Raw genomic sequence first — 274 nt, forward strand, 5'->3', positions numbered from 1 at the left:
GTGCGATCGAAATAGGCGGGGAGCCGCGGCGCGGAGTAATTCGCGACATGGGCGAAGTCGATGGTGGTGACGTTCGCAACGCCCGCAGGGGTGGCGGTCTGCCGGGCGCTTCCTCCGCCTCCGCAGGCTGCCAGCACCAATATCAAGGCGCTTACGACCAGCGGTCCGATATTCCCCAAGCGCATCGCCATCCCTTCTGCCCGCCACGCGTCATAGCGCTGTTCGGGCGCCGGGGCGACGGTTTCCTGTCGGGTGATGCATGAACGATTGTCTC

General features: G+C 65.3%; 1 protein-coding gene. It reads left to right on the forward strand.

The window, feature by feature from the left end:
* Positions 1-263 (forward strand): hypothetical protein (locus tag NLU14_RS21785; RefSeq protein ID WP_275710545.1); only part of this gene is annotated, 263 nt, incomplete at its 5' end.
* Between the last annotated feature and the right edge of the window lie 11 nt (positions 264-274).

Source organism: Marinobacter iranensis (assembly GCF_029207565.1).
Taxonomy (GTDB): domain Bacteria; phylum Pseudomonadota; class Gammaproteobacteria; order Pseudomonadales; family Oleiphilaceae; genus Marinobacter; species Marinobacter iranensis.